The organism is Microvirga massiliensis, from assembly GCF_001006805.1.
GTDB classification, from domain to species: domain Bacteria; phylum Pseudomonadota; class Alphaproteobacteria; order Rhizobiales; family Beijerinckiaceae; genus Microvirga; species Microvirga massiliensis.
Genome location: NZ_LN811354.1, coordinates 393358 through 417078, shown reverse-complemented (window position 1 = coordinate 417078; position 23721 = coordinate 393358). Strand labels below are relative to the sequence as shown.

Here is a 23721-nt window from a genome sequence, read left to right as displayed (position 1 = left end):
GCCTCGCCCAAAATCAAGGCACAATCTGACACTCTACTCAATGAAAGAGCAGCGGGTTTACCCACGTTGCACTGCTGCCCTCAACCACTCCGAGTTCCTTCGCAGGCGAGTCAGAGCCTTGGGCTTGAGCAGGCGGAGCGCCCATAGCGTGCGTTTCGCGGGGCTCAGATCACGAGCAAGAATAGAATGCAACCTGTTAGCCTCGCAGGCCGAATTCTTCCGTTGCGGAATCGACAGCACGGTTTCGAGCGAAGCATCCCAGGCCTTGGCGGCTGCGTCCAAGCTGTAATGTCGTCGCACGTGGGCCTCCGCAGACGATACGATCCGGTTCCGCAAGTCGCCATCGAGCAACAGAGATCTCAATGCGCCCGCCCAGCCGACCGGATCGTTCGAGACGAGGAGCCCGGTCTCGCCGTGGTTGACTGCGTCCTTGTAGGGGGAAACGTCCGAATAGATTCCCGCAATCCGGCAGGCCCCGTATTCGCGGAATTTGAGCTCCGTCTTGCAGCGGTGGTGCGCATCGTCGACGAGCGGCGCCAGGCCAATGGCAAAGCTGGAGCTGTAAAGACGCCGGATGAACTCATTGTAGTCGGGCTCGAAGGGCTCGACGATCAAGTTCGGAAGTCCCTGAAGCGGTTTCGGCGCCCCTCCCCATACGTGGAGCGTGAAGGCGTGCGGCCTTTCACGAATCACGGCCTCCACCGCATCGCGAAACATGAGCGACAGCCGGTCGTCTCCGCCGCGGCTCGTTGGAAATGCAATCGCAATGTTGTTGCGCTTCTGAACATTGACTTTGCTCAACAAGCTGAAATCGAATGCCTGCGGCATACGCTTCACATTCGGATTCAGCGTTCGGGCGATGCTCTCGAGCTCACGGTTGTAGACGTGAACGAGATCGGCCTCGGCGTGCAACAGCCTGAGAATTCTCTGCCTCAGAGGATCCCGATGATACCGGGCAACGGCGGAATCTCCCGGCACGTCGAACAGATTGTCATCCGTATCGTAGATGACCGGCTTCCCGAGGCTTCGTGCTCGCTGCAGGATGCGGAACTCGAAAATATCCGTTGCACGGCAGAATACGACGACGTCCGCCCATTTGACGTCGTGCTCTGCGCACCCGCGCGGGAGCACGTATCGCGCTTCGATCGCGCCCTCACGCTGCAGGACGGACAGAGGCTTGATCAGAAGGAGAATCACGCTGACGATCGGCGCCGGGGCAACGACGAGGACGCGTTTCCTTCTCTCGGGCATGCTCATGACCTCACCGGCCCAAGGCTCGCCGAGGTCACGTCGGGATCGCAACCGTGCGCGCCGCGCCCGGCGGGGGGCCGAGCCGGCCTCGCATCCCGTCGGCGACTGCTCGCCGAATGAGGCCAACTACGGCGGGGCTGAACTTCGCGTCTATCAGCATCGTGGTGGCCAGCAGCGCAACATGCAGGCCAAAACGCAGCTTCCAGTTCAGCGGAACGTGGGCGAGTCCGAGGCTCGCGACCTGATTGCGAAAGTAGCTGTACATCCGCATCGGGCTCTGGTGGGGAAAACGCAGGCCGAAGAGCCTGGATCGTACGGCGCCCTCCCCGATCGTGTGCGCCATGCGCACATTCGGGACGAACCAGCAGGAATATCCCTTGTCCCAGGCACGGAAGCACCACTCGGTATCGATGGCGTCGATGAAGAAATCGCTCCGGAACTTGCCGACCGTACGGAAGGCGCCGAGATCCACCAGTGAGCCCGACGTGATCACGTAGCGCACAGGTGTTGCGGACTCGACCGGCTGCCGGCGCGGCATCTGGAAATACCGAGGGCTCTTGAAATCGGCGGTCCGCCCCGCAGGCGCGACGATGGCCGGCCCGACGACCGCGACCTTCTGTCCGGACTCCTGAAGGAGGTCCATGGCGGCGCCGAGCTCGGAGACCATGCCCTGCGGCGGGCGGGAGTCCTGGTCGAAGAGGACCGCCCGCGAGCAGCCGGCCAGAATGGCATGGAGTGCAATCAGGTTCAGCGCCTCGGCGACGCCGAGATTGTGATCCGACTGGATGATGTGGCAGCGCGCATCGAGCCCCAGGAGGCGCTCGAGGAGGGCTTCGTCGATCAGAGCGTTCACGAAGACATAGACGTGCGCCACCTCCTCCAAAGCAGTCCGGACGAGGGAAAGGAGGAGTTCCCGATCCGGCCCGAACGCGACCACTCCCGCGGCCGTGATGTTCAGGCGAGAGGCAGGAAGGGAAGCTTCGCTCATGGGCTCTCGGCCCGGAAACGGCTACGTTTGCTTGAAGTCAAGCGCGTTTGCATTCCGGTGTCCTGAACGCAAACGCTGCGATTTTCAACCTCAGTGAACTCCGTGGAGAGCTGGGCCGATCGGACTTTCCAGTCGAGCACCGAGTTGCAGTTGACCGCCGGGCTGAAAGCCCCTATTTCCACCGCCTCACAGGGCTGCATATGGCCTTTGAAGCCATGAGCCTCCGGCTCCGCCCGGTGGGGGATAGTTTAACGGTAGAACTGCGGACTCTGACTCCGTTAGTCCTGGTTCGAATCCAGGTCCCCCAGCCAGCCCCTTTCCTCTCTGTTCCTTCAAGAATCAGGCGCTTAACGGATCGGCCCGAAGCTCTGGCGTTCCAGCAGCGGCTCAGAATGCGCTGCTAGGTTATTGCTGTTGAAGCACTCCAGGGCTTGATCCCCAGTCGTCAGTCTGGACGCTTCAGCGCGACATCATAAAGGGCGTGGGGTTCATAGGCCAACCATGCGAGCGGCCAATTTCGCTCGATCGCAAACTCCACCACCGCCCGATGAACCCCATAGGCGCCGAGGAACGGGTCCATGTGGGCAAAGTCGTTGAACACCAGAAACCCACCTGGCCTGACCTTCTCGGCCGCGGCTGTCGCGTCCCGTCGCACCCCCGCGTAGGAGTGATCGGCGTCAATATAGATCCAGTCGAAACTGGCGTCGGTAAAGGTCGCGAGCACCTCGTGCGAAAGCCCCCGGTGAATGTGGACCCGGGGATCTCCTCGAAGCACCGGATCGAGGCCACCGAAATCGAGGTCGATCAGGTGAAGCTCTGCCGGGCTCGTGGTCGACAGGATGTGCCGCGAGAAGTGGCCATGCTCCACGCCCACCTCGGCTACACGCGCCTGGTGCGGCAGGCGTTCGAGAAGCTCGTAGCGGGATGCGCAGACACGGCATTCCGTGACGAGGTGCGGCGGAAGTTGAGGTGACGCCTGGCCGTGCACCGCAAGATGTCGGAGCAGCCTCAGCCAATGCTTCACGGCCCAGGGAGCTCGCTTTCGAGCTTTCAAGGCCAGAGACTTGATGGCTTCCATGTTGCTCACTGCCTGGTGGTCGCGTGCGGGCTCAGGTCATGACACGGCATAGCGAATTGCCTGGGATTTGCCAGTAAGGCTCCGCTTGCTCTCCTCGCGGGAGCAAGGGCGAAGGTGAAGGTGCTCTTGGGGATGTAGGCGCGCTGCGGTCGCTATTGGGGCGGAGAGCACAGCCAACTGGACGGATCGGAACGACTCCAGAGTGCGGCCAAGGCTTGCAGCCAGCGTCTACCCCCTCCGTATCGTGCCGGAGGTTGCATGACGAAACGTCAATTCGTCTACAAACCTCAAAGTCCTCCCGGCGTATCGAAGCGGCCATCGGCGGAGCGTTTTTGTTCCCTTCAGCCCGGCCGTGCTTCATCGGGTTTCATCACCGAATTGATTGCTCAGGCAATGATGTTCGCTGCCGGTCCGGATTGCGGTCAATGGCACGAACGCTCGGATCGCCCTTCAGGCAGATCCCACTCAGCTGAAGCCGGTTTCGTCCCTCACGGGCGGGCCGGCTTCAGCCTCGCTGGTGGCATTAACTGCTGGCGGTTGCCCAGCCGGCGCGACTGAGCGGCAAGGGGCAGAATTCCGGATCTTGGCTCAGAAATGTGTAGGCCCATCTGTAGCTACAACTAGCCTACAATTGAGTGGTGTCATGGCTCAAGACGCGACTGTTCGAGCCCGGATTTCTGCCGAAGAGCGGGATGCAGCCGTTCGCGCTCTGAGCGAAATCGGACTCACAGTTTCCGACGCCATCCGCCTGATGTTGAAGCGCGTAGCGGCCGAAGGTGCCCTGCCCTTCGAGGTGCGGGTGCCGAATGCCAGGACCGTCGAGGCGATGGAAGATGCTCGTGCGGGCAGGGTCAAACGAACCGCATCGGTCGACGACTTGCTGACTGATGCGGACGATGCCGACGGCGATTGAAACCACTACAGCCTTCCGCAAAGACCTGAAGCGGGAGCGCAGAGCCGGTCACAAGGACTTGGAGAGAGTATTCAGAGCCGTCGTGATCGCGCTCCAAAACGACCAACCTCTCGATCAGCGCCACCAGGATCATCCGCTGACGAGTGATTGAAAGGATCATCGGGATCTACATCTGAGGCCAGATCTGGTGCTGATCGATCGCAAGGCGGATGCCCCAGAGCCGACCCTAACTCTGGTTCGTCTCGGTTCGCATTCTGAACTATTCGGGTGATTGGGAGGGGAGCTTCCTTAGAACCCCTCCAGCCTGCTGCACTTTAGAAACACTTTAAACTATTGATTTTTCTCGGGTTTTTCCTTGACCCCGCGAGTCCGCCATGGTTTCTGCCTCCTGCTGCAACGCAGCGGCCTGTCGAGGGCCTTGACCCCCCGATCGGATGAAGAGGACAACATGGCGCACAAGATGATAGGGCGGCGTTTCGTGCTGGGGCTTGCGCTCGCGGGCACGGTCGCCGCGGTGGCTCCGGCGGCGGCGGCGGAGGAGGTCGTCAACGTCTACACGAACCGGGAGCCGGGCCTCTATTCGGCCACGCTCGACGAGTTCACGGCGAAGACCGGCATCAAGGTCAACGCGATCTTCTCGGAGCAGGGGCTCGCGGAGCGCATCCGGGCCGAGGGCGAGAACAGCCCGGCGGACGTGCTCATCACCGTCGATATCGGGCGCCTCGAAGAGGCGGTCGATCTCGGGATCACCCAGCCCGTCCAGTCCGAGGCGCTCGAGAGCGCCATCCCGGCGCAGTTCCGCGACCCGAAGGATCACTGGTTCGGCCTCAGTCTGCGTGCCCGCACGGTCTATGCCTCGAAGGACCGCGTGAAGGAGAACGCCCTCACCTACGAGGACCTCGCCGATCCGAAATGGAAGGGCCGGCTCTGCACGCGCTCCTTCCAGCACCAGTACAACATCGCCCTCGTGGCGGCGATGATCGTCAAGCACGGCGAAGCCAAGACCGAGGAATGGCTGAAGGGCGTGAAGGCGAACCTCGCCAAGAAGCCCTCCGGCGGCGATCGCGACGTCGCCAAGGACATCGCGGCGGGCGCCTGCGATATCGGGCTCGGCAACCAGTACTATGTCGGGCTGATGACGAACGGCAAGAACGAGGACCAGAAGAAGTGGGCCGAGGCCATCAAGGTCATCCTGCCGACCTTCAAGGACGGCGGCACCCACATCAACGTGTCCGGCATCGTGATGGCCAAGAACGCGCCGCACCGCGAGAATGCGCTCAAGCTCATGGAGTTCATGGTCACGCCGGATGCCCAGCGCGTCTTCGCGAACGTGAACTACGAATATCCCGTCCGGCCCGGCATCGAGATCAACCCGCTCGTGAAGTCCTTCGGGGAACTGAAGCCCGATGCCATGCTGGTGGCGGATGTCGGCAAGGCGCGCGCCAAGGCCAGCGAGCTCGTGGATCGCGTCGGCTTCGACCGGTGAACATTTGGCAGAACGAACCCACGGCGCGCTCATGAGCACCGCGGGTCTCGCCCCTCCGTCGTTCCTTGCCGTTGCCCGGCGGCGCGCCCTCCACGGCGCGCCGCTCTCGGCGTTCGTCTGGGTCTTCGCCGCCGCGGCGCTTGTCCTCGCGCCGCTCGTCTCGCTCGTCAGCGTCGCGGCGCAGGGGGACCGGACCCTCTGGGCGCGGCTCGTGGCGGATGTGCTTCCCGCCGCCCTCCTCGACACCACGCTCCTTCTCGCCGGCGTCGCCGCCCTTACCTCGGTGATTGGCATCGGCACCGCCTGGGTCGTCACGGCCCACCAGTTCCCGGGGCGGAACGCTCTCGCCTGGCTGCTGCCGCTGCCGCTGTCGGTGCCGACCTACATCACGGCCTATGTCTATGTGGAGGTGTTCGACTCCGCCGGGCCGGTGCAGGACTGGCTGCGGGCGCTGATGGGATGGTCGTCGCGGGCGGATTACTGGTTCCCCGAGATCCGCTCTCTGCCCGGCTGCATCCTCGTGATGTCGGTCGTGCTCTACCCTTACGTGTACATCGCGGCGCGGGCGATGTTCCTCACGCAGAGCGCCTCAATGATCGAGGTCGCACGGACGCTCGGCGCCGGCCGGCTCGAGATGTTCCGCACCATCGCGCTCCCCCTCGCCCGCCCAGCCCTTGCGGTCGGCCTGTCGCTCGCGCTCCTCGAGGCGCTCAACGATATCGGCGCCACGGAATATCTCGGCGTGCGGACGCTGACGGTCTCGGTCTTCACCACTTGGCTCAACCGCGGCAGCCTCCCGGGAGCCGCGCAGATCGCCTGCGTAATGCTCGCCGTCGTGATCCTGCTGATCCTGCTCGAGCGGTTCGGGCGGCGGAACCGGCGCTACGTGCTCTCGACCCGGCGCCCGCGCATGGTCCATCCGGTCCCGCTCGGGCGTCGGCTGGGCCTGATTGCCGCCATCCTGTGCGCCCTGCCGGTGCTCCTCGGCTTCGGGCTGCCGGCCTCGTTCCTGGCCCGAGAGGTGGCTGAGCGGGGGCTGCTGGCTCAGGCCGACTCGGCCTTCCTCGGCCATCTCCTGACGACGATCGCGCTCGCGGGCTCGGCCACCGTCGCGGCTCTCGGGCTCGGCATTCTCGTGGTGACCGGCGCCCGCCTCGCGCGTACCCGCATCGTCACGGCGGCGCGCTCGATCTCCGGGATCGGCTATGCGGTTCCCGGAACGGTGCTGGCGCTCGGTCTCCTCGGCCCGCTCGTCGCCGTCGACAACGGGCTCAACACGATCTGGCGGTCCCTCACCGGCGAGCGCCTCGGCCTCGTGCTCATGGGCTCCTCGGCCGCGATCGTCGCCGCCTACACGATCCGCTTCCTGCCTATCGCGACGGGCTCGCTGTCAGCGGGCATGGAGCGGGTCTCGAACGGCCTCGAGGATGCGGCGCGCCTCCTCGGCGCCCGCCCGCGCGAACTCGTCCTGCGGGTGCAGCTGCCGCTGCTGCGCCCCGCGCTCGCGAGCGCGGCCCTTCTCGTCTTCGTGGATTGCCTGAAGGAGTTGCCCGCGACGTTGCTGCTGCGGCCGCTCAACGCCGAGACGCTGGCGACCCTCGTTTACGGGCATGCTTCGCGCGGCATGTTCGAGGACGGCTCGCTCGCCGCCCTCCTGATCGTCCTCGTCGGCGTGTTGCCGGTGCTTCAGCTCACGCGCAGCGCCGAAGCGCAGCGCGCGTCATCCTCGTCGTCCGTCGAGAGCTGACTTACTCCGCGGCGTGCGCCGGCTTCTGGCCGAGCGTCACCGTGAAATCGGCCTGCGTCTTGGCCTTGATCTCATCGACCGTCACGCCGTCCGCGAGCTCGATCAGCGTCATGCCCGAGCCGCCCTTCTTGTCGATCGTGAAGACGCCGAGGTCGGTGATCACCATGTCAATAACGCCGGCGCCGGTGAGCGGCAGGGTGCAAGCCTTGAGGAGCTTCGGCTCCTCCGTGCCGTCCTTGGCTTTGGCGGTGTGCTCCATCACGACCACAACCTTCTTGACGCCGGCCACGAGGTCCATGGCGCCGCCCATCCCCTTCACCATCTTGCCGGGGATCATCCAGTTCGCGAGGTCACCATTCTGCGCCACCTGCATGGCGCCGAGGATCGACAGGTCGATATGGCCGCCGCGGATCATCCCGAACGAATCGGCGGACGAGAAATAGCTCGTTGTTGGCAGCTCGGTAATGGTCTGCTTGCCGGCATTGATGAGGTCGGGATCCTCTTCGCCCTCATAGGGGAACGGGCCCATGCCGAGCATGCCGTTCTCGGATTGCAGCTGCACCTTCATGCCGCTCGGGATGTAGTTCGAGACGAGCGTCGGGATGCCGATGCCGAGGTTCACGTAGAAGCCGTCACGCAATTCCTTCGCGGCCCGCGCCGCCAACTGATCTCTGGTCCAGGCCATCAGACTTCCTCCCCTGCTCCGGCGGCCACCGGCGCGTCGCTGCGCTTGCGGGTGGTGCGCTGCTCGATGCGCTTCTCCGGGTTCGTGACGTGCACGAGGCGGTTCACGAAGATGCCCGGCGTGTGGATCTGGTCGGGGTCGATCTCGCCCGCCTCGACGAGGTTCTCGACCTCGGCGACTGTGAGCTTCGCAGCCGTCGCCATCATCGGATTGAAGTTCCGCGCCGTCTTCCGGTAGACGAGGTTCCCTTCGGTGTCGCCCTTCCAGGCATGGACGACGGCGATGTCGGCGAACAGGCCGCGCTCCATCACGTATTTCTCGCCGTCGAACTCGCGGACTTCCTTGCCCTCGGCGATGATGGTGCCGACGCCCGTCTTCGTGAAGAAGGCCGGGATCCCGGCGCCGCCGGCGCGGATCCGTTCCGCGAGCGTGCCCTGCGGGTTGAACTCGAGTTCGAGCTCGCCCGAAAGATATTGCTGGGCGAAGAGCTTGTTCTCGCCGACATAGGACGAGATCATCTTCCGGATCTGGCGCGTCTCGAGCAGGAGCCCGAGGCCCGCTCCGTCGACGCCTGCATTGTTGGAGATGACGGTCAGGTTCTTGGCGCCGGATTCGCGGATCGCCAGAATGAGCGTCTCGGGTATGCCGCACAGGCCGAAGCCGCCGGCCATGATCGTCATGCCGTCCTTGACCAGACCGGCCAACGCCGCCCCGGCATCGGAATAAACCTTGTTCATAACCCGCTCGACCTCCCTCGCTCACAGCGTCGATGCTGTTTAGTGCGGCTTCCGGCCCCGATGCAAGGCGGCCTCAATTTCGACAAGCGGCTCGGGTGAATGAAGGTCAACCTTCAGGGGGAGTCGGCGCTCGGCTTTCGAGCGGACCCGGCATTCCGTCGCCGCATCGCTCTGCAGGGACCCGTTCGCCCATCCGGCTTTCCATGTCTCGCCGCCTCGTCTTGATCCTTGCCCTCGCCGTGCTGGCGGCCATGGCCGCGGCCGTCGCGCCCTGGACGCTGACGACCGGCGGCATGGCCGGATCCGTGGCCCGGCAGCTCGACGAGGCCTATGGGCTCAAGGTCGAGGTGCTCGGACGCAGCACGATCGCGATCCTGCCGATCCCGCGCGTGAAGTTCGAGAACGTGCGCATCGCCGCCCGGGACGGCTCGATCAAGGCCGAGGGCGGGACGCTGCGCGGCGAGCTGCGCTGGCTCCCGCTCCTCGCAGGCCGCATCGAGGTGGACGAGATCGCCCTCGCGGATGCCCGGATCGACATTGCAGGAGCTGTGCAGGCACCCAACCCCATCTCGGCGCTGCGCGCCTTCTTCATCGCCGAGCGCCCCGGCAAGCCGGTGCGGCGCCTCATTCTCACCGGGTCCACACTGCGCTGGGCGCCGGGCTGGGACGGCGCCCTCGAGAATCTGCAGACGGTCGCGAACTGGTACACCTCCGATGAGCGCATCGTGCTGGCCGGCGCGGCGCATTGGCGCGGCGAGCGCATCGAAGTCTCCGAACTGATCGTGTCGCCGCGGCGCTGGGCCGCGAACAAGCCGTGGCCCTTCGTGGTCAATGCCGGCAATTCCTTCGCCCGCGCCTCCCTTGCGGGCACGGTCGAGGGTGGCCCCGACCTCCTCGTCAACGCGAGCGGAACCTTCGAGGCCAAGTCGCTGAGGGATTTCGCGCGGTGGAGCGCCATCGACATCCCCCTCGCTTCTCTCATGCAAGCCGGCTCGGTCCAGGGGCGTTTCACCGCGGATCACCGTCGTTTCAGCTGGCCCGCTGCCGTCGTGCATCTCGGCAAGAATCGCCTCGACGGCTCGCTCGCCATCCGGTTCGATGCCGAGCGGCCGGTCGTTTCCGGCACCCTCGCCGCGGACCAGCTCGACCTCTCGAATTTCGCCACCCCCTTCACCCGGGCCCGGTCTGCCGCGGGCTTCTGGAGCTACGAGGAGTTCGGAAGCCTCACACCGCCGGTCTGCGATCTCGACCTACGGCTCTCCGCCAGCGATGCGCAGTTCGGGGCCGTCACCCTCGGGGATGCCGCCCTGAACCTGACCGCCCGCGCGAACCAGGTCGAGATCTGGCTCGGCCGTGCCGGGTTGCGGGGCGGAACCGTCAAGGGCCGGCTCGCCCTGGCCGCATCGGGCAATCAGGTCGAGGTCCGCAGCCAGGCGAATTTCGAGAACATCGATCTCGCCGCCGCCCTCGCCGATCTCGGCCATCCGCACTGGATCACCGGGCAGGCTTCCGGCCAGTTCGCCCTCGAAGGTTCCGGACGCAGCCCGCGCGAGATCGTGCGCCACAGCAAGGGCCATGCGCGAATCGCGGTACGGGACGGGGAGCTCGTCGGGATCGGCTTCGGCGATGCGCTGAAGCGCCTGGAGAAGAGGCCGCTGGCAGCCTCGCTCGACTGGAGAGGCGGCCGCACGCCCTTCGATCTGGCTCAAGGAGCCTTGACCGTCACGGGCGGAGCCGGCGAGATCGTCGCCAGCATGAATTCGGCGGCGCTGAATGCGGAGGTCGCGGGCAATGCCTCCCTGGTGGACCGTTTCCTTGCGATGAAAACGCAGGTCCAGTCCAGTGCTCCAGCCCTGTCCGCCCTTCCGCCCCTCGTCTTCGATGTGCGGGGCGGCTGGGACGATGTCGCCGTCATCCCGGATGCCCGCTCGCTGATCGAGCGTTCCGGCGCCGCCAAGCCGCTCCTGCGGATCGATTCCCTGGCGCCTGTCGCCGCGCCAGGCGCCGTGACACGCTGAATGGTCCGGGATCAGTTGCTCGCCGGTTGCTGAGCCGGGTTCTCCTGCTTCAGCGCAATGCGCTTCATGATCAGCGCCACCACGACGAGCGCCGCCGAAACGATCCCGACGAGGATGGTCGAGATCGCGTTGATCTCCGGAGAGACGCCGAGCCGCACCTGGCTGTAGATCCGGATCGGCAGCGTCGTGGCGCCCGGCCCGGTGTTGAAGCTCGCGATCACGAGGTCGTCGAGGGAGAGCGTGAAGGCGAGGAGGAAGCCCGCGACCACCGCCGGAGAAATCATCGGGAGCGTGACCGAAAAGAAGGTCCGGATCGGCGGCGCGCCGAGATCCATGGCGGCCTCCTCGTAGGACCGGTCCAGCGTAACGAGCCGCGCCTGCACGACCACGGTGACGAAGCACATCGTAAGGGTGGTGTGCGCCAGGGTAATCGTCCAGAACCCGCGATCGAGATCGATCGCTACGAAAAAGAGGAGAAGCGCGAGCCCCGTCATCACCTCCGGCATGACCATCGGGGCATAGACGAGGCCTGTGAACAGCGTGCGGCCCGCAAACCTCCCCCAGCGCACGAGCGCCAGGGCCGCGAGGGTCCCCAGGATGGTCGCAGCGCTGGCGGACACGAGTGCGATGCGTACCGTCACCCAAGCGGCTTCCATGAGGGGCTCGTTGTCGAGTAGGGCCCGGTACCACCGCGTGGAGAAGCCGCCCCAGACGGTGACGAGGCGGGAATCGTTGAACGAATAGACGACGAGCAGGAGAATCGGCACGTAGAGGAACGCGAAGCCGAGGGCGAGCGCTGTCGCGTCGAGGAAACCGAAGCCGCGTCTCATCACATGAATTCCGATTGCTGCATCTTGGTGCGGGCCATCGAGCCACGTACGCGCCCGGACTCGGCATCCCTTCGCATCATCCGTGCTGCCCGACCCGCTGTGCCTCGAAGTTCCGATACGCGACGATCGGGCCGACGAGGATGATGAGCATGACGATCGCCACCGCAGACGCGAGCGGCCAATCCCGGTTGGAGAAGAACTCGCTCCAGAGCTGGCGGCCGATCATCAGGGTCTCGGGTCCGCCGAGGAGATCCGGGATCACGAACTCTCCCACGGCCGGAATGAAGCAGAGGAGCGAGCCCGCTACGATACCAGGAAAGGCGAGCGGGATCGTGATCGTGAAGAAAGATTTCCATGGCGGCGAGCCGAGGTCCTCTGCGGCCTCGAGGAGAACCGGGTCGATTCGCTCGAGAGCCGCATAGAGCGGCAGCACCATGAAAGGCAGATACGCATAGACGATCCCGATGAAGATCGCCGTCTGCGTGTTGAGAAGCACCAAGGGCTCCGACACGAGACCGAGCCAGAGCAAGATCTGGTTGAGAAATCCATCCGCCTTGAGAATGCCGATCCAGGCGTAGATCCGGATCAGGAAGCTCGTCCAGAACGGCAGGATCACGAGGGCAACGAGCAAGGGCCGAACGCGCGGCGCCGCCCGCGCCATCGCGTAGGCAATCGGGAAGCCGACGAGCAGCAGCAGTAAGGTCGATGTGATGGCGATATAGACAGAGGACAGGATCGCATCGCGATAGAGAGGGTCCTCGAGGAGAACCCGATAATTCTCGAGGTCGAGGGCTGCGAGAAAGCCCTTCCAGTCGCCCCACTCGAAAACGGGGACGTAGGGCGGCTGGGCAGCGACCGGATCCGAGAGGCTGATCTTGAGGACGATCAGAATCGGCACGAGAAAGAAGATCCCGAGCCATAGGAATGGTACGGCCGGGACCAGGGCGTCGCGGAGGCGACGTGAAGCGCGCTTGCCCATCTATTCGGAAAGGATCACGGCAGCATTGGGCGCGAAGGTCACGTAGACCTCCTCCTCCCAGTCCAGAGGCGCGGAGACGTAACGGCTGCGGTTCGCCTGCGACACCCGGATGATCAGGCCCGATGCGAGCTTCACCCGGTAGACCGTCCAATCGCCGAGATAGCCGATGTCCCACACCTCGCCCACGAGATGGTTCAACGGCGTGTTCGCCGCGCCCGGAGCGGCTTCGGGAGGATTCCGGGAGATCGTCATTTTCTCGGGGCGCACGGCGATTGCCACGCCCTGCCCGGTGGCGAGCATCTCGTCCGGATCGTCGATCGTGAGGGGCTCCACGGCATGATCGCTCGCGATCCGCCACAGGCCCTCTTCCTGGCCCATGACCCGGCCCTCGAGGATGTTCACGTCGCCGACGAACTCGGCAATGAACCGGGTTTTCGGCTGCTCGTAGATCTCTGCCGGAGTCGCGATCTGCGCGATCCTGCCGTCCTTCATAACTGCGATCCGGTCAGCCATTGTCATGGCCTCCTCCTGATCGTGGGTGACCATGAGGAATGTCATGCCGAGGTCGTGCTGGAGGTCCATCAGCTCGAACTGCGTCTCCTCGCGCAACTGCTTGTCGAGTGCCCCGAGCGGCTCGTCCAGCAGCAAAACCTTCGGGCGTTTGGCGAGCGCTCGCGCCAGCGCTACGCGCTGCCGCTGCCCTCCTGAGAGCTGGCCCGGATACCGGCTCGCGAGCTTCTCCAGCTTCACGAGCCGGAGCATCTCGCGGACCCGCTCCCGGATGGCATCGCTTGGCAGACCGTCCTGCTTGAGGCCGAATGCGATGTTCCGCTCCACGCTCATGTGCGGAAAGAGCGCATAGGACTGGAACATCATGTTCAAGGGACGCCGGTAGGACGGGATGCCTGCAAGGTCCTGGCCGGCCAGCACGATCGCGCCCTCGTCGGGCGTCTCGAAACCCGCCAGCATCCGCATCAGCGTGGTCTTGCCGCATCCCGACGGGCCGAGAAGGCAGAAGAACTCCCGCTCGAAGATGTCGAGAGAAAGATGGTCGACCGCAACGGCCGCGCCGAACCGCTTCGTGACATCGGTAAATCGGATCAACGGTTTCGCGTCGGGATCCTGCCAGGGCGCAAACGAACGGCGCACCGCCCCTACCGAGGGGCGCAGCGTGGGAGCTGCCATGATCAGTTTTTGTCCAAGTGTTGTGAGGCCCGGAGAGGCCGAGCAGGGCATGCCTGGGATGTCATGGTTTCAGGCGTCCTCGCGTAGCGCTTCAGCCACCCGGGTCTCCAGAATCTCCGGATGCTTCAGCACCAAGGCGCCCCGGGTCCGCTCGATCAGCCCCTCCTGGGCCATGAGCGTGAATTCACGCGTCACCTGCTCGCGCCTGCAGCCGATCCGGGAGGCGAGATCATGATGGAACGGCGGCGGCGTCACGACGCGCTCGCCCGCGCCATTGGCGCGGGGGGTCGAGAGCCGGAGCAGTTCCGAATAGAGGCGATGGCGCAGGTCGAGGATCGTCTGTTCGATGAGCCGCGAATTGAGGTCGCGGATGCGCGACGTCAGCAGACGAAAGAGGCGATCGGCCAGTGCCGGAGAGGCGAAGGCGGCCTCGCGGAAAACCGCGGCTGGCATGACCCAGGCTTCGCCTCTGGTCAGAGCCGTGACGTTGGCGGAGCGCTTGATGCCGTCGAGCGCGGCGAGTTCGCCGAACAGCTCTCCCGGGCGCATCTCGTCCAGAATGACCTCCTTGCCGGAGGCGGTCCGCATCAGAACCCGAACCTCGCCGGCCGTCAGGAAGAAGACGTCCGTCGAAAGATCGTCGAAGTCGACGAGGATCTCTTCCGGCGCAAAGCGATGCCAGCGCGACCGGGCTTCGAGCGACGCGGTGTCCACGTCGATATCCCGGAAGAAGGGCACGGCTGAAAGAGGCGTCATCATTGGTTCCGCGAATATCGTCTACAAACCCGGCGGTACGGGTCAAGACCTCCGCAGGGCCGAGACGACGAAGTTACGCCTTTACAACAGCATAATCGGTCAAGCCCGATCGTGCCAGAGCATTGCGGGTATCCACGACGAGCCGTGCATGCGCGGCAACGGTCCGGTAATCGACCGCGTCGTGATCGGTCGCGATCAGGACCGCGTCGAAGGCCTGCAGCGTTTCGGGCAACAGATCCATGCTGCTCCGTCCAGCCAAGTGAGAATACTCGCGCGTTCGCGGAATCTCCGGGACGTGAGGGTCGTGAAAGGCGCAAGCGGCGCCACGACTCTCGAGGATTTCCATCAGCTTCAGCGAAGGGCTCTCCCGGATGTCGTCCACATTTTTCTTGTAGGCAAGTCCGAGGACGAGAATGCGCGCACCGGCCAGCCCCCTTCCCTGGCAACGGTCGAGCGCCCGCGCGAGGCGCTCGACGACGTAATAGGGCATCCGGGTGTTGACCTCGCCCGCGAGCTCGATGAAGCGCGCCGTAACGTCGTATTCCCGCGCCTTCCAGGAGAGATAGAAGGGATCGATCGGGATGCAGTGTCCGCCGAGGCCCGGGCCCGGATAGAACGGCATGAAGCCGAACGGCTTCGTCTTGGCCGCCTCCACGACCTCCCAGATATCGATTCCCATTGCCTCGAACACGACCTTGAGCTCGTTCACGAGGGCGATGTTCACGGCCCGGAAGATGTTCTCCGTGAGTTTTACCGCCTCGGCCGTCGCGGTCGACGAGACCGGAATGACGCGCGTGACGAGCTCGCCATAGAGCGTCTCGGCCAAGTGGAGCGCCGCTTCCCCATCGCCACCGACGATCTTCGGGATCGCCGTGGTCGTGAACTGGATGTTGCCGGGGTCCTCGCGCTCCGGGGAGAACGCCAGGAAGAAATCCTGTCCGCTCACGAGGCCGGTCTCCTCGAGAATCGGCTTGACGACTTCCTCGGTGGTCCCGGGATAGGTTGTCGATTCGAGAACGACCAATTGACCTGAGCGCAGGCGCTTCGCGATCGCACTCGTCGTTGACTTTACGAAGGAGAGGTCGGGCTCGCGATGGCGAGTCAGCGGAGTCGGCACACAGATGATGATGGCATCGGGCTCGGCAAGGTGCGTGAAATCCGGCGTCGCCTCGAACCGCCCGGCAGCGATAACCTCGGCGATGTCCGTTGCCGGAATATGGCCAATGAACGTGTCCCCGCGGTTGAGGCCTTCGCAACGGCTTTCGTTGATGTCGAAACCGATAACGCGGAAGCCCGCCCGGGCCGCTGCGATCGAAAGCGGCAGACCCACATAGCCGAGGCCGATCACGCCAAGGCATGCGGAGCGGTCCCGAAACGCCTGCGACAACCGTTCAGGCAGCAGAGTCGATGGCATCGGGCGACCGGCTTGGATGCGTCACGATGTCATCGTAGCTCACGGGCCTCCATCCGCCAAGCTTCGGCCGGGCTCGGCTACAGGGTTCTAGCCGTCAGGGCCCTTCAGGCGATCAGGAAGTCGGCATTCGTCAGGGACAATCCCGGCGCGAGCTGGGCGAATTTCAAGGCTGCGGCGGAACCCGTTCCGTCCTGATCATAGACGAGACTACCAGTATTTCGGTCATAGAGAATCCGGTCGCTGGCATCATGAGCCGTGCTGCCCGTGTAGAATGCCTCTGCTGCCAGAATACCGGTGGTCGTCAGGGCGGTGAAGATCGCCTTCGACAGCTGGATCGTATCGTCTGCGACCACGAAGTCGGTGATTTGGTCGACATTCGTCGGCGATGGCGCCGTCGAGAACACGAAGGTATCCACGCCCGCGCCCCCGATGAGCACATCGCTCCCGAGGAGCCCATCGAGCACGTCCGATCCCGCCCGACCCTCGAGTTTGTTGGCGGCATCGTTCCCCGTGATCTGGTCAGGACCGGATCCGCCGACGGCATTCTCGATGAGAGAGCGCGGATCGCCGTCGTGGAGCAACGCATTGTAGATGTTGCCCTTCGCGTAGTGCCCGTCTCCTAGATAGGCCCGCTGCGTCATGCCCGTCGTCGAGAAATTGCCCGGGCGCAAATCGATGGTGAGCGCGCTCGTGTAATTGGAAAAATCGTAGGTATCGATCCCGCCGCCGTCCCAGACGGTCAGAAAGATCCGGTTCGCGGATCCGCCGGCGCCGCCCCCCGGCGCGCCGTATGCCACGCCGTCGACAAAGGTCTCACCCGTCCCCGGGCTCCAGCTGTAAGTGTTGTTGCCGCCGCGGGTCGTGTAGTCGGCCCCATACAGTTCCTGCAGGGCGGCGATGTCATCCATCATATACGTCTGCGGGTAGCCGAACGTCTCGTTGACGTAGTAGCTTCCGGACTGTCCTGCATATGAGTTGTAGCTCATTACGGAGTATTCGAGCGCGTCGCGCTCAGTGCTGGCCGTCGTGCCGGTGACGCCACTTGCCTCATGGGGGTGCTTGAGGCCCAGCGCATGGCCAAGCTCATGAAGGATCGTGAGAAACGCGTAATTTCCAACCTCGGGATTCCGGTAATCGTAGGCGTTTCCGAACCAGACATCCCCACCATAGGGAGAATTGCCGGGATAATATGAGTAGGCCGTCGGGTTGGCGCTCGCGGATTGGCCGATCCGGATATCGGCTCCATCGAAGCCGTTGTCGTAGAAGTTCGCATTCGTGAACCCCTCGACCCCCATCAGGGCCATCTTCGGTCCGCCTGAATATGGGCTGCGCCCGTCCAGGATGAAGCGGACTGCCTGCATCTGGTCATATGAGACCTGGGCGAACGCCTCCGAGGCCTCGAGATAGCCGGCCTCGTAGTCGGAGCGGCTGTCCGGGAAGCTGTAAGTGACGAGCCCATTCCAGTGCGTGCTCGCAAGGAGCGCATCAACCGAACGGGACTCGGTGGCCGACGTTCCGACGCTGGTTGCCCAGTTCGGAGCCATTGTCTTCTCGAGCCCCCAAGGGCTCCACTCTTCAGAGTGCAAGGCATGCAGATGACGGGCAGCAGACTTGAAGACGTCCATGATCCCCTCGGGCAATCAATCCGTGATTCGCGGATCTGCGAGCAGGTTCCGCAAGGGAAGTATGCTCCGGTGTAAGCACCAAAACGGCTAAACCAAGACTGCCTGCCACCCCTACGCACGAAGCCGCCCGGCCGGCCCCGCCGCATTCGGTTTTGCGTTGCTGCTTGAATGGCTGCAAAAGGCCGCGATGCTGACCGTCCAAGATCTCACCTACCGCATCGGCGACAGGATCCTCCTCGATCATGCCTCCTTCTCGATTCCGAGTGGCGCACGCGTCGGCCTCGTGGGTCGAAACGGTGCCGGCAAGAGCACGCTCTTTGGTCTGATTCGCGGCGACCTCGTCCCGGAGGGTGGGGAGATCGGCATGCCGCGCCAAGCCCGGATCGGATCGGTTGCTCAGGAAGCGCCCGGCGGGCCGGAAACCCTGATCGAGGTCGTTCTCGCCGCCGACACGGAGCGCACTGCCCTGATGGCTGCAGCCGAGACGGCCGAGGGGTTCGAGCGGGCCGAGATCGAGACGCGCCTCAACGACATCGGTGCCTATTCCGCGCCGGCGCGCGCCGCCTCCATCCTGCACGGCCTCGGGTTCGATGCAGAGGCTCAGAACAGGCCCTGCTCCTCCTTCTCGGGCGGCTGGCGCATGCGCGTGGCGCTCGCGGCCGTGCTCTTTTCCGAGCCGGATCTCCTTCTCCTCGACGAGCCGACGAATTACCTCGACTTGGAAGGGACACTTTGGCTCTACGACTATCTGGCGCGCTATCCGCACACGCTCGTCGTCATTAGCCACGATCGCGAACTCCTGGACAACGCCGTCGATCACATCCTGCATCTCGACCGCGGCAAGCTTTCCGTCTATCGCGGTGGCTACACCTCCTTCGCGCGTCAACTCGCCGAGAGGCGCGAGCTCAATGCGAAGATGCAGGCGAAGCAGGAGGCCGAGCGCAAGCATCTTCAGGCTTTCGTCGACCGCTTCCGCGCCAAAGCCTCGAAGGCAAAGCAAGCCCAATCCCGCTTGAAGCGGCTCGCGAAGCTCGAGCCGATCGTGCCGCTTACGGCGGAGGACGCCCTTTCATTCAACCTTCCGAATCCCGAAGCTCCCCTTGCTCCGCCGCTTATCACTCTCGATCGGGTGGATGCCGGTTACGGAGACCGGAAGATCCTGCAGCGGCTCAGCCTCACGATCCTGCCGGACGACCGTATCGCCCTGCTCGGCTCCAACGGGAACGGAAAGAGCACCTTCTGCAAGCTCGTGGCCGGACGTCTGCCGCCCCTCGCTGGCGAAATCAGGCACCCCGGCAAGCTGGAGGTGGCTTATTTCGCGCAGCACCAGCTCGACGAACTCGATCCGTCCGAGAGCGCCTATCAGCATGTTGCCGCACGAATGCAGGGCGCGCCGGTTGCGCGGGCAAGAGCTCGCGCAGCAGCCATGGGCTTTCCGGGCTCGAAAGCCGATACGGTCGTCTCATCGCTGTCCGGCGGCGAGAAGGCGCGCCTCCTGATGGGGCTCACTGCGTTCGGCGGCCCACACCTCCTGATCCTCGACGAGCCGACGAACCATCTGGACATCGACAGCCGGGCCGCGCTCATCGACGCTATCAACTCCTATGAAGGGGCGGTGATCCTCGTCAGCCACGACCGGTTTCTGATCGAGGCTTGCGCAGACCGGCTATGGCTCGTCGGTAACGGGACCGTAAAGCCCTTCGAGGGCGATCTCGAGGAATACCGACGTCTCGTCCTCGCCGGCGCTTTGGACGAGGAGGTGCGCCCGGCGAAGAAGGGTGGAGACACCGGATCGCGGCAGGACGAGCGGCGAGCCGCGGCCGAGCGCAGAGTGGCGCTCGCACCGATCCGCAAGAGGATCGAGACTGTCGAGGCGCGCCTGTTGCGCCTGACGGAGATCATTGCGAAAATCGATGCCGCTCTGGCGGACGGGGCCGCATTTCAGCAGGATCCGGAAAAGGCGCTCGATCTCTCACACAAGCGGGCCGAGGCTGCCGCTGCGCTCCACCGTCTCGAAGAGGAATGGCTCACTTTGAGCTCCGAACTCGAGAGTGCCGATGGCTGAGAGGACATCGCATCTCTGACGAAGGGACAGCAGCGCCTGAGTGGGAGCAAGCGCAGATCGGTGTAGAATTTTCCGATCGGCGGACACGGGCAATTACCGCGACCCGATCAGGCGCCCATCTGCGAGATGGACGAGCCGTCCACCCGCGATCGTTGCCACTACTCTCGGCTGCGGCTTGGTCTCGACAAGCACGATATCGGCACGCAATCCGGGGGCGATCATGCCGCGGTTGTGAAGTTGCAGGGCCTCGGCCGGCCCTTGCGACACGAGGCGCCAGGCATCCGCAAGGCCCGTTTCATCCTCGCCGGTAAGGACGAAGGGCGACAAGGCCATAGCGGGATAGTAATAATCGGATGCGAGGACATTGCAGAGGCCTTTTGCGATCATTTCAGCTGCTGCGACACAGCCGGTATGGCTGCCGCCACGAAGAACATTCGGAGCGCCGAGCACAATCGGCTCTCCTTTCACGGCAGCTCCCCGCGCGGTGGGTTCATCAAGGGGGGATTCGGCGATGGAAGCACCGAGTGCCCGAAACCAACGGCGCATCTCCGGATTCATGTCGTCGTGCGACATCATCGGGATGCCGGAACTTCGCCTTTGCGCGAATAGACCCGCTCGACGAGCCCCATGAACTCTCCGTCGGTCAATCCGGACCGTTCGACCATCGTTGCGATCTTGTCGGGCCTGTGCCGCGCCTTCAGGGTGCCTTCCATGTGATCATTGAAGGCCAGGATACCGATCCGGCGCATGGTGATCCAATCGATGATCTCCCGCTCGGCCGCCAGATTGAACGTCTCGTGACGCAGGTGAATGCGGGTGTCGGCGCAGAAGCGTGAAGCCAGACGCTCGATCGCTGCCACGAGACGGCGCACATTCTCCGCACCTCGCAATCCCGGCTCCCACGACCATGTGACGCCATGAAATGCCGTCGTGATGCCGTTCGCGACGAGAGAGCGATCCGCGTCGAGGAGCGCGACCTCGATGTCGAAGGCCGCGCCCAGCCGTGGACACGATCGGCTATGCAGGCCGCTTCTTCGCCGAGGCCATGGAGGAAACGGACAGGGGCCCGCGCGAGGCCTTGTTGACGATTGGAGCGACACGAACCGGGCTCGTCTTCTCAGCAGTCGTGCCGAACGCGATGCCCTCCTTCATCGCCACTGCGCTCTTCTGCCTCGAGAAGGCAACGCGGGCGTCGGTCGTCCTTGGGCTCGTCGGGCCGGAGGGATTGGCATTGAGTTAAATGTCGCTTTCGATCTCTTCGACTACGACACCGCCGCGACGATCGTCATCGTCGTGTTCATCCTGGTCGTAGTCGTCGAGCAGATTGGGGCTTACCTGCGACGACGGATCCTTTGACCGTCGGACCGCGATCAAGCGTCGGGGGCCTGTCCGTCTTCCGCCCTGTCGGAGACGCTACCTGATCCAACTGCACGGAAACCCTTGCGGTGTCGGTCGTGCGAGCTACCGCACGACCCGGTCCAGCCGGTTGTCGACGAAGAAATACAATTCTCGCCCACCGGGTTCGGAGTAAAGCACTTGAACTTCGCGCTGGCCTCGGCCGCTTTCTCCGATGAGCACATCCGTCGGCGTGCGCCCCTTCAGACGAACGAGATCGCATTCGCCGATGCCGGGCTCGATTCGCGCAGCGGTTGTCAGGGACTCGCCGGTGCAGCGCCCATCCGGTCCGAGCACCGGACCCATGACACGCGCAGGAGTTGTCGCGACCGGTGGTGCGGCGGCTACCCGCGGCGGTTCGGAGCCGCCTCCGACACAGGCCGCCAGGGCGAGACAGCCGGCAAAGCCGAGCAGAAACGTGAATCCTCGGATCGCTTTCAATTTCAAGGCTCTTCCGCGTTTCGGGCTCGAAGGGCTTCGGAATAGGTCCGCTGGGCTACGTCGCGAAACGCGCGGCGACTCGCCCCACGGGAGTAGAACATGTGCCCGCCCTCGAAGACCTCGAGGGATACCCGAGGTTCCGGACCGAGCGACGGGAGCTGGTTCAGCAGGAGCTGGCTCGCGAAGTAGGGCGTCACGAGGTCGGTGTAGCCATGGGCGACGAGAACCCGGAGATTTCCGTCGAGCGCCAGCGCGCGACGCATCTCCTCCAGGCTCTCGGGCTGTCCGCGCCCCCTGCCCCAGCGCCATGCACCATTCACGTCGCCGTTCAGAAGTTCGTATCGGCGACCCTCGACGGGGTATGAAAGTGTCCGTGACAGATGATCGATGATCGCGCTGGTGAGCGGCGCAGTCATTCCGGTCAGCCCGGGATCCTCGAATCGAGTGAAGGCGGCAGTCGGGTTCGGATCGGCGCTCCTGACATCCGTGTCGTAAGCACTGACCACCTCGGAACTGCCGCGCCGGAACTCTCGCTGGAATGTCCCGGGCTCGATGCGCCCCGCAAGCCGCCGCACCAGATCCCGGTCGAGGCCGGTGAGTTCAGAGACGCGTTTGCTGAGCCGGTCCAGGGCCGCGGCGTCCTGCAATCCTCGCATGAGGTCGACGAGATATTCCCCGGATGCGTATTGCTCGACATCCTGCAGTGCTTCGCGGGACAGGCTTCCGCGCCTTGCGAGGACCGCAGCGGCCATCGAAGGTAGCCGCGTCGCGTGAACCCATGGAGAGTGCCCGGGCTGGCTGAACCAGCCAAAGTCCAGAACCGGGGAGATCAGGACGACCGCGCTCAGGCCCACTCCCAGATCGCTTTGCAGCTTCTGTGCCAAAAGCGGGCCGCGAAATCCACCATAGCTCTCGCCCACGAAGGCCTTCGGGGATTGCAGCCGGTTCTTCTCCTTCAGCCAACGCATCACGAAAGCGGCGAGCCCGTCGATGTCTCCCTCGACGGAATAGAAGCGTTCCCGAACCTGATCGCCTCCGATGACGCGCGCGTATCCGGTTCCCGGCGGGTCGATGAACACCAGATCGGTGAAGTCCAGCCATGTCTCGTCATTCGGGACGAGAGCCGGGGATGTGGACGGAGAGATCCGTTGATCGTTAAGCGGAAGGAGCCATGGTCCGAGGGCCAGGAGATGGAGATAGGCCGAGGATGCGCCCGGCCCGCCATTGATTGCGAAGGTGACGGTTCGCGTCGACGGGTCCGCCCCGTCGAGCGTGTAGGACGTGAAGCCGTATTCCGCGACCGGATTTCCCTGCGGATCCGTCAGGGTCAGCGCGCCGGTCGTCGCTATGAATTTCAGCGTGCGCCCGGGCAGTTCCAGCGAGTGGCGGGTCGTGACCTGAGGCGGCAATTTGGCCGGCTCGGGGGCGCGCTCGCGCCTGGACGCCTCGGAGCCTGAACGCGGCTGATCTTCCCTCCCCTGCTGGGTGTTCGAAGCTGGCTGCGCGAGTGATGCCGACGGAACGGACAGGGGGGTGGCCAGGGCGAGAGCCAGGATCAGGGCGAAAAGGCGAGACATGTCGATCTCCGTGCTGATGGACGCACCTAGCGCGGATTGGATGCACGGCGATGCGGCATCCATCGTCCCGATCGGATTTGTCCGTTGAGTGCGGCCTATGCTTTCTTCTGCCAGCGCCCTCGCTCGTCCTGCTGCCAATAGGTCGCGGACATTCCGGACTTCGTGACCGCCCGCCACTGTGTGCGTGCACGAGCAAGCGCCTCCTCATCGTCACCATCGAAGAGAATCACCACTCGCTCATAAGTGTCGATCGGGTCCGGGAGGTCGGCCCCTTCCACGAGAAAGCGGATTTTCGCGGCGTTCGGGTTTGAAGGTAGAGTGGTCAGCAGAACGGGCTGGCTCTCCGGCTGCGGTTCCCGATCCGTGCCGTGCGGCAGGAAACTCTCATCCGAATAAATCCAGAGATGGTCGTCCAGTGCGGCCAGACGTTCCTCGGTCACTGCCTGGACGACGACGCGCCAGCCGCGCTCGATCGATTTGACGAGGAGGCTGGGCAGCACCGCCTCGAGGGGCTGCCGTTGCAGGTGATAAAAGAGAATCTCCGCCACGGC

General features: G+C 64.3%; 22 protein-coding genes, 1 tRNA gene and 1 pseudogene. 8 read left to right on the top strand and 16 right to left on the bottom strand.

Annotation, left to right across the window (positions count from 1 at the left end; all coding sequences use genetic code 11):
• Window positions 1-57 precede the first annotated feature (57 nt).
• Both BN1233_RS17995 and BN1233_RS17990 read right to left on the bottom strand, forming a co-directional pair.
• On the bottom strand, window positions 58-1251 hold the full coding sequence (locus tag BN1233_RS17995) for a glycosyltransferase (RefSeq protein ID WP_046864945.1): 1194 nt from the start codon (window positions 1249-1251) through the stop codon (window positions 58-60).
• Window positions 1252-1285: 34 nt separating this feature from the next.
• Window positions 1286-2239 carry a glycosyltransferase family 2 protein gene (locus tag BN1233_RS17990; protein ID WP_048707998.1) on the bottom strand — a complete coding sequence of 318 codons (954 nt, stop codon included), beginning with the start codon at window positions 2237-2239 and terminating at the stop codon, window positions 1286-1288.
• A 237-nt stretch (window positions 2240-2476) separates the two neighbouring features.
• On the opposite strand from BN1233_RS17990, the gene BN1233_RS17980 reads away from it, so the two are divergent.
• Window positions 2477-2550: transfer RNA gene (locus tag BN1233_RS17980), tRNA-Gln, on the top strand.
• A gap of 134 nt (window positions 2551-2684) precedes the next feature.
• Here BN1233_RS17980 and BN1233_RS17975 read toward each other — a convergent pair.
• Complete coding sequence (locus BN1233_RS17975; RefSeq protein WP_046864943.1) at window positions 2685-3317, bottom strand: class I SAM-dependent methyltransferase; 633 nt, start codon at window positions 3315-3317, stop codon at window positions 2685-2687.
• A gap of 643 nt (window positions 3318-3960) precedes the next feature.
• Here BN1233_RS17975 and BN1233_RS17970 point away from each other — a divergent pair.
• The 4 genes and pseudogenes from BN1233_RS17970 (at window position 3961) to BN1233_RS17955 (ending at window position 7463) form a co-directional block, all read left to right on the top strand.
• On the top strand, window positions 3961-4230 hold the full coding sequence (locus tag BN1233_RS17970; RefSeq protein ID WP_046864942.1) for a type II toxin-antitoxin system RelB/DinJ family antitoxin: 270 nt from the start codon (window positions 3961-3963) through the stop codon (window positions 4228-4230).
• Window positions 4205-4501 (top strand): annotated as a pseudogene (locus BN1233_RS17965) (type II toxin-antitoxin system YafQ family toxin). Before BN1233_RS17970 ends, BN1233_RS17965 begins: the two are co-directional and overlap by 26 nt.
• Before the next feature lie 177 nt (window positions 4502-4678).
• Entirely contained in the window at window positions 4679-5716 is a 1038-nt protein-coding gene (locus BN1233_RS17960) for a Fe(3+) ABC transporter substrate-binding protein (RefSeq protein ID WP_244470702.1), read from the top strand.
• A 31-nt stretch (window positions 5717-5747) separates the two neighbouring features.
• Complete coding sequence (locus tag BN1233_RS17955) at window positions 5748-7463, top strand: ABC transporter permease (RefSeq protein WP_046864941.1); 1716 nt, start codon at window positions 5748-5750, stop codon at window positions 7461-7463.
• Between the two features lies 1 nt (window position 7464).
• Here the strand turns inward: BN1233_RS17955 and BN1233_RS17950 are convergent, their stop codons facing one another.
• Together BN1233_RS17950 and BN1233_RS17945 are read right to left on the bottom strand one after the other, a co-directional pair.
• On the bottom strand, window positions 7465-8148 hold the full coding sequence (locus BN1233_RS17950; protein WP_046864940.1) for a 3-oxoacid CoA-transferase subunit B: 684 nt from the start codon (window positions 8146-8148) through the stop codon (window positions 7465-7467).
• Window positions 8148-8885, bottom strand: coding sequence for a CoA transferase subunit A (locus BN1233_RS17945; protein WP_046864939.1), 738 nt, complete (start codon window positions 8883-8885; stop codon window positions 8148-8150). Before BN1233_RS17945 ends, BN1233_RS17950 begins: the two co-directional genes overlap by 1 nt.
• 203 nt (window positions 8886-9088) lie before the next feature.
• Between BN1233_RS17945 and BN1233_RS17940 the strand changes: the two genes are divergently transcribed.
• Window positions 9089-10903 carry an AsmA family protein gene (locus BN1233_RS17940; protein ID WP_046864938.1) on the top strand — a complete coding sequence of 605 codons (1815 nt, stop codon included), beginning with the start codon at window positions 9089-9091 and terminating at the stop codon, window positions 10901-10903.
• An 11-nt stretch (window positions 10904-10914) separates the two neighbouring features.
• Here BN1233_RS17940 and BN1233_RS17935 read toward each other — a convergent pair whose 3' ends face one another.
• From BN1233_RS17935 to BN1233_RS17910, 6 genes are all read right to left on the bottom strand, one after another.
• A complete protein-coding gene (locus tag BN1233_RS17935; protein ID WP_046864937.1) occupies window positions 10915-11733 on the bottom strand; it encodes an ABC transporter permease in 819 nt (272 codons plus the stop codon).
• 76 nt (window positions 11734-11809) lie between these two features.
• Window positions 11810-12712 carry an ABC transporter permease subunit gene (locus BN1233_RS17930; protein WP_046864936.1) on the bottom strand — a complete coding sequence of 301 codons (903 nt, stop codon included), beginning with the start codon at window positions 12710-12712 and terminating at the stop codon, window positions 11810-11812.
• On the bottom strand, window positions 12713-13897 hold the full coding sequence (locus BN1233_RS17925; protein ID WP_046865061.1) for an ABC transporter ATP-binding protein: 1185 nt from the start codon (window positions 13895-13897) through the stop codon (window positions 12713-12715).
• 69 nt (window positions 13898-13966) lie between these two features.
• Window positions 13967-14653, bottom strand: coding sequence for a Crp/Fnr family transcriptional regulator (locus tag BN1233_RS17920; RefSeq protein ID WP_046865060.1), 687 nt, complete (start codon window positions 14651-14653; stop codon window positions 13967-13969).
• Between the two features lie 73 nt (window positions 14654-14726).
• Window positions 14727-16067, bottom strand: coding sequence for a nucleotide sugar dehydrogenase (locus tag BN1233_RS17915; RefSeq protein WP_046864935.1), 1341 nt, complete (start codon window positions 16065-16067; stop codon window positions 14727-14729).
• Window positions 16068-16171: 104 nt separating this feature from the next.
• The gene (locus BN1233_RS17910) at window positions 16172-17692 is read right to left on the bottom strand and encodes a M10 family metallopeptidase (protein WP_082145518.1); all 1521 of its coding nucleotides are present in this window, start codon (window positions 17690-17692) and stop codon (window positions 16172-16174) included.
• Window positions 17693-17879: 187 nt separating this feature from the next.
• On the opposite strand from BN1233_RS17910, the gene BN1233_RS17905 reads away from it, so the two are divergent.
• Window positions 17880-19757: an ABC-F family ATP-binding cassette domain-containing protein gene (locus BN1233_RS17905; protein WP_046864934.1), complete on the top strand. Its 1878-nt coding sequence runs from the start codon at window positions 17880-17882 to the stop codon at window positions 19755-19757.
• A 93-nt stretch (window positions 19758-19850) separates the two neighbouring features.
• Here BN1233_RS17905 and BN1233_RS43010 read toward each other — a convergent pair whose 3' ends face one another.
• Both BN1233_RS43010 and BN1233_RS43005 read right to left on the bottom strand, forming a co-directional pair.
• Complete coding sequence (locus BN1233_RS43010; protein ID WP_342341653.1) at window positions 19851-20225, bottom strand: amidohydrolase family protein; 375 nt, start codon at window positions 20223-20225, stop codon at window positions 19851-19853.
• A gap of 104 nt (window positions 20226-20329) precedes the next feature.
• Window positions 20330-20647 carry an amidohydrolase family protein gene (locus BN1233_RS43005; protein ID WP_052763837.1) on the bottom strand — a complete coding sequence of 106 codons (318 nt, stop codon included), beginning with the start codon at window positions 20645-20647 and terminating at the stop codon, window positions 20330-20332.
• Window positions 20648-20760: 113 nt separating this feature from the next.
• On the opposite strand from BN1233_RS43005, the gene BN1233_RS49740 reads away from it, so the two are divergent.
• A complete protein-coding gene (locus BN1233_RS49740) occupies window positions 20761-20997 on the top strand; it encodes a PhnE/PtxC family ABC transporter permease (RefSeq protein WP_052763836.1) in 237 nt (78 codons plus the stop codon).
• 221 nt (window positions 20998-21218) lie between these two features.
• Here the strand turns inward: BN1233_RS49740 and BN1233_RS47040 are convergent, their stop codons facing one another.
• From BN1233_RS47040 to BN1233_RS17880, 3 genes are all read right to left on the bottom strand, one after another.
• On the bottom strand, window positions 21219-21584 hold the full coding sequence (locus tag BN1233_RS47040) for a hypothetical protein (protein ID WP_425311724.1): 366 nt from the start codon (window positions 21582-21584) through the stop codon (window positions 21219-21221).
• 11 nt (window positions 21585-21595) lie between these two features.
• On the bottom strand, window positions 21596-23170 hold the full coding sequence (locus BN1233_RS17885) for a S10 family peptidase (protein ID WP_046864933.1): 1575 nt from the start codon (window positions 23168-23170) through the stop codon (window positions 21596-21598).
• 95 nt (window positions 23171-23265) lie between these two features.
• Window positions 23266-23718 (bottom strand): DNA polymerase III subunit chi, encoded by a 453-nt coding sequence (locus BN1233_RS17880; protein WP_046864932.1) that lies wholly within the window; start codon window positions 23716-23718, stop codon window positions 23266-23268.
• Between the last annotated feature and the right edge of the window lie 3 nt (window positions 23719-23721).